4 protein-coding genes are annotated in these 4,612 nt (G+C 70.7%); 1 reads left to right on the forward strand and 3 read right to left on the reverse strand.

All coding sequences use genetic code 11. The annotated features are described in order from the left end of the window. On the forward strand, positions 1 to 650 hold a 650-nt coding region (locus CVO76_RS15450), incomplete at its 5' end, for a C40 family peptidase (protein ID WP_208740023.1). Positions 651 to 750: 100 nt separating this feature from the next. Here CVO76_RS15450 and acs read toward each other — a convergent pair. The 3 genes from acs to CVO76_RS15465 are packed head-to-tail and all read right to left on the reverse strand — an operon-like array spanning position 751 to position 4,591. Beyond that, complete coding sequence (acs, locus tag CVO76_RS15455) at positions 751 to 2,688, reverse strand: acetate--CoA ligase (protein WP_208740024.1); 1,938 nt, start codon at positions 2,686 to 2,688, stop codon at positions 751 to 753. Next, positions 2,679 to 3,554, reverse strand: a complete 876-nt coding sequence (locus CVO76_RS15460; RefSeq protein WP_133080304.1) for an ABC transporter permease — start codon at positions 3,552 to 3,554, stop codon at positions 2,679 to 2,681. The genes acs and CVO76_RS15460 overlap by 10 nt, the downstream gene beginning before the upstream one ends. Further along, complete coding sequence (locus CVO76_RS15465; RefSeq protein ID WP_208740025.1) at positions 3,551 to 4,591, reverse strand: aliphatic sulfonate ABC transporter substrate-binding protein; 1,041 nt, start codon at positions 4,589 to 4,591, stop codon at positions 3,551 to 3,553. Before CVO76_RS15465 ends, CVO76_RS15460 begins: the two co-directional genes overlap by 4 nt. Positions 4,592 to 4,612: the final 21 nt, after the last annotated feature.

Here is a 4,612-nt window from a genome sequence, read left to right on the forward strand (position 1 = left end):
CAGCGGTTGCTCCCGCAGCCGATGCGACCCACACCGTCGTCGCCGGTGACACCCTCGGTGGCATCGCAGCGACCTACGGCGCCGACCTGACTGCCGTCCTCGCGGCCAACGGGCTCTCCCTCGCCTCGATCATCTTCCCCGGCGACACCGTGGTGATCCCCGCGAGCGGTGCGGCGCAGGCTCCGGCCCAGGCCGTGTCGGCCCCCGTGGCCGTCGCTCCCGCGGCGGAGGTCCAGCAGGCAGCCGTCGTCGCCCCGGCGCCGGCTGTGTCGACCGCGCCCGGCTCGGGCGTGTACCTCGCCTCGGCAGACATCACGCCGGTGGCATCCAGCGGCGTCGCCGGCACCCTCGTGGCGTCTGCCCAGGCGCAGCTGCAGGCCGGCGCGATCCAGGACTGCACCGTACTGGTCGAGAACGCCCTGCGGGCAGCGGGTATCTCCGTGGGAGATCTCGGTCCCTCGCAGTTCTTCCAGTTCGGTTCCACGGTGGCCACCCCTGCTGCCGGCGACATCGTCATCACGGCGGGCCACGTGGCCATCTATGTCGGCGGTGGCCAGGTCATCAGCAGCGGCATGAACGGGTCGAACCTCACCATGCAGCACCCCCTCTCGGACCTGCCGGGAGCATCCTTCGTCCGGGTTGCCGGCTAGCAACCCGACGGACCACACGCGGGAAGCGGCAGGTGCTTGGACGGGGCCCTGCCGCTTCCTTTCTTTAACGCTCGAGCGCGGCGCCGACCGACGCGGGGGCTCAGCCCCGCGCCGCCAGGGCGGCCTGGATGCCGGGGATGCAGCCCTCGTTCTGCAGGGACGTCGTATCCCCGAGGGCCGTGCCTTCATGGAGCTGGGTGAGCAGGCGCCGCATGATCTTCCCGGAGCGTGTCTTGGGCACGTCGGGGACGACGACGACGGACGAGGGACGGGCGATGGGTCCGATGGCGCCGGCCACGTGCGAGCGCAGGGCCGCGGTGACGTCGCCGGATGCGTCCGCCCCTGCCGAGAGCACCACGAACGCGGCGATCGCGTGGCCCGTCAGCGGATCCGTCACGGGGCAGACGCCGGCCTCCGTCACCAGGGGGTGGGCCACCAGCGCCGACTCGATCTCGATGGTGGACAGCCGGTGGCCCGACACGTTGATGACGTCGTCCACGCGCCCGAGGATCCAGGTGTCGCCGTCGTCGTCGTACCGCGCGCCGTCGCCCGCCAGGAACCAGCCCTGCGCGGCGAACTTCCGCCAGTAGGAATCGAGGTAGCGCTGGGGATCCCCCCAGACGGTGCGGGCCATGGCCGGGCCGTGGCGATCCACCACGATCAGGCCCTGCACGCCGGGAGGCACCGGTCGGCCCTCGTCGTCGACGATGCGCGTGCTGACCCCGGGAAGGGCGCGAGCGGCGCAGCCGGGCTTGAAGTCGGTGTCCCCGGGGCTGGGGGAGAGGACGGTGGCTCCGGTCTCGGACTGCCACCAGGTGTCGACGACGGGCACCTCGTCGCGGCCGAGGTTCCTCCGGAACCAGCGCCACGCCTCGGGATTGACCGCCTCGCCGACGGTGCCCAGCACGCGGATGCTCGAGAGGTCGTAGCCGGCCGGGACGCCGTCGGGGAACCAGCCCATCAGTGACCGGACCAGCGTCGGCGCCGTGTAGTAGCTCGTGACGCCGTAGCGTTCGATGATCTCGAAGTGGCGGCCCGGGTGCGGCGTGTTCGGTGTGCCTTCGAAGAGGACCTGCGTGGCCCCGTTGGAGAGCGGCCCGTACAGCTCGTAGGTGTGCGCGGTGACCCAGGCCAGGTCAGCGGTGCACCAGTGGACGTCGCGATCCCGCAGGGCCGGATCGGGATTGCTGAAGAGGTGCTCGAAGCTCCACGACGCCTGCGTGAGGTAGCCGCCGGACGTATGCACGAGGCCCTTCGGCTTCCCGGTGGTCCCCGAGGTGTACATGATGAACAGGGGCGTCTCCGCGTCGAAGGCCTCCGGTTCGTGGTGGGGCGAGGCCGTGTCCACGACGTCGTGCCACCAGACGTCCCGCCCGTCGGTCCACTCGACCTCCGACCCGGTCCGGCGGACCACGAGGACGTGCTCGATGCTGTTCCGACCGGACACCGCGGCGTCCGCATTGTCCTTCACGCCGACGGCGGCACCACGGCGGAACTGCCCGTCGGTGGTGACGAGCAGCTTCGCGCCCGTGTCCTCGACGCGGAAGCGCAGTGCCTCCGCCGAGAACCCGCCGAACACGAGGGAGTGCACGGCGCCGATCCGGGCGCACGCGAGGGTGACCACGACCGTCTCGACCAGGACCGGGAGATAGATCACCACGCGGTCGCCCTTGCCGATCCCGAGGGCCAGCAGTGCGTTCGCGGCCCGTGAGACCTCGTCCTGCAACTGCGCGTAGGTGACGGTGCGGCGGTCACCCGGTTCGCCCTCGAAGTGCAGGGCAGCGCGGTCACCCCGACCGGCACGGACGTGGCGGTCCACGCAGTTGGCCGCAATATTGAGGGTGCCGCCGGCGAACCACTCGATGACGGGCACGCTGAGCCTGCCGTCCTCCTGCGGCGTCGCCTTCTCGAAGGTGTGCAGGGTGTGCCAGGGGTCCTGCCACTCGAGCCGGGCGGCCTGCTCGGCCCAGAACGCGAGCCGTTCGGCCTCGTCCTGCAGCGCGGCCTGTCCTTTCGGCGTCGTCGTCCCTACGCCCACTTGCGCACCGCCCAGCGCTCGGCGATGCCCAGGAGGGCGTCGGTGGTCTTGCCGATCACGGCCAGCAGGATGATGGCGAGGATGATGCGGTCCACGCGGCCGTTCTGCTGCGAGTCCGTCAGCAGGAAGCCTAGTCCCATCGACGACGCGATGAGTTCGGCCGCGACGAGGAACAGCCAGGACTGCGCGAGTGCGAGCCGCAGGCCGGAGAACAGGGCGGGAACGACGGCGGGGAGCTGCACCGTGGTGAGCAGTCGGATGCCGCCCAGCCCGAAGGCCCGCGCTGCCTCGACGAGGTTGCGGTCCACGTGGCGCAACCCGAGGTACAGCGTGGTGAAGACGGGGAAGAACGCACCGATGGTGATCAGCGTGACCTTCGAGTCCTCGTTGATGCCGATCCAGAGGACCAGCAGCGGGACCCACGCCAGGGACGGGACCGCGCGGAGCGCCCCGACGGTCGGGGTCAGGAGGACGTCCGCGATGCGGGAGAGGCCCAGCAGTGCGCCGGCCAGGACCCCGAGCAGGGATCCGAGGAGGAACCCGAGGAGGACCCGCTGTGTGGAGATCAGGATGTGGGTGGCGAGCTGGCCGCGCTCGATGAGGTCCACCGCGGCCGCGAGAACCGACGCCGGCGAGGGGAGCTGCGACGGCCGGAAGAAGCCCGAGGCGGTGCTGAGGTGCCAGGCGAGCAGGATCAGCGCCGGGACGATGAGCCCGAGCAGCACGATGACCACGCGCCGTCCGGCCGTGCCCGTCCTGCCCGGGTTCCTGCCGGCCCCGTCCCCGGTGACCGGAGATCCGGTGGACGCGAGGCCCTCCTTGCTGATGGGAACGGTGCTGCGTCCCGTCAGGTGCTCAGCACTCATGAATCGGAACCGATGGCGGCGGGGTCCGCCTTCTCCACGAGCGAGGCGTCGAAGAGGGTATCGAGGGCCTCGTCGATCTGGTCCTGGCTCTGCACGTCACCGGTCTCCACGAAGACGGGGCCGATCTTCTCGAGGACGCTGCGCTGGGCGTCGCCCGGCGCGGGATCGACGTCGAGGTTGGTGCGCTCGATGATCACGGAGTTGGCCACGGCCTGGTCGATGCCCGCGACGCCCGCGAGGATCGCGGCGGTCTCCTCCGGGTTCTCCTTGGCCCACTCCCGTGCCTTCTCGTAGGCGTCGACCACGGTCTGGGCGACGTCGGGCTTCTCGGTCAGGAAGTCCTCCGTCGCGTTGAGGAAGCCGTAGGAGTTGAAGTCGATGTCGCGGAAGAACAGCTGGGCGCCGTCCTGCTCGGCAGCGGCCATGATCGGATCGAGGCCGGACCAGGCGTCGACCGCACCGCTGGCCAGGGCCGCGCGGCCGTCTGCGTGCTGCAGGTTCTCGATGGTGACCTCGGACTGCTCCACGCCTGCGGCCTCGAGTGCCTGGAGGAGGAAGAAGTACGGGTCGGTGCCGCGGGTTGCCGCCACGGACTTGCCGCGCAGGTCCTCGACGCTCGTGATGCCGGACTCCGGAAGCGCCACGAGGGCTGCCCATTCGGGCTGCGAGTAGATGTCGATGGCCTTGATCGGGGAGCCGTTGGAGCGGGCGAGCAGGGCAGCGGATCCGGCGGTGGATCCGACGTCGATCGCCCCGGCGCGCAGGGCCTCGTTGGCCTTGTTCGACCCGGCGGACTGCACCCAGTTGACGGTGATGTCCTGGTCGGCGAGTTCGTCCTCGAGCCAGCCCTGCTCCTTGATGACGAGGCTCAGCGGGTTGTAGGTGGCGAAGTCGATGTTGAGCGTGCCGCCCTGCGTGGCGGTGCCTGCCGCGGCGGACTCCGTGTCGGAGGCGTTCTCGCCGGCGAGGCAGCCGCTGAGGCTGAGGGAGAGTGCGGTGGCGAGCGCGAGGGTGGGCAGGAGGGCGCGGCGGTTCATGGTGGTCCTTCGAGTGGATCG

The sequence above is a fragment of the Arthrobacter agilis genome, assembly GCF_002953615.1.
GTDB lineage: Bacteria > Actinomycetota > Actinomycetes > Actinomycetales > Micrococcaceae > Arthrobacter_D > Arthrobacter_D agilis_B.

Bases quoted from the DNA above. Each gene is read 5' to 3' on its own strand.
- CVO76_RS15460 (WP_133080304.1), bottom strand. From the start codon at position 3,554: ATGAGTGCTGAGCACCTGACGGGACGCAGCACCGTTCCCATCAGCAAG.
- CVO76_RS15465 (WP_208740025.1), bottom strand. From the start codon at position 4,591: ATGAACCGCCGCGCCCTCCTGCCCACCCTCGCGCTCGCCACCGCACTC.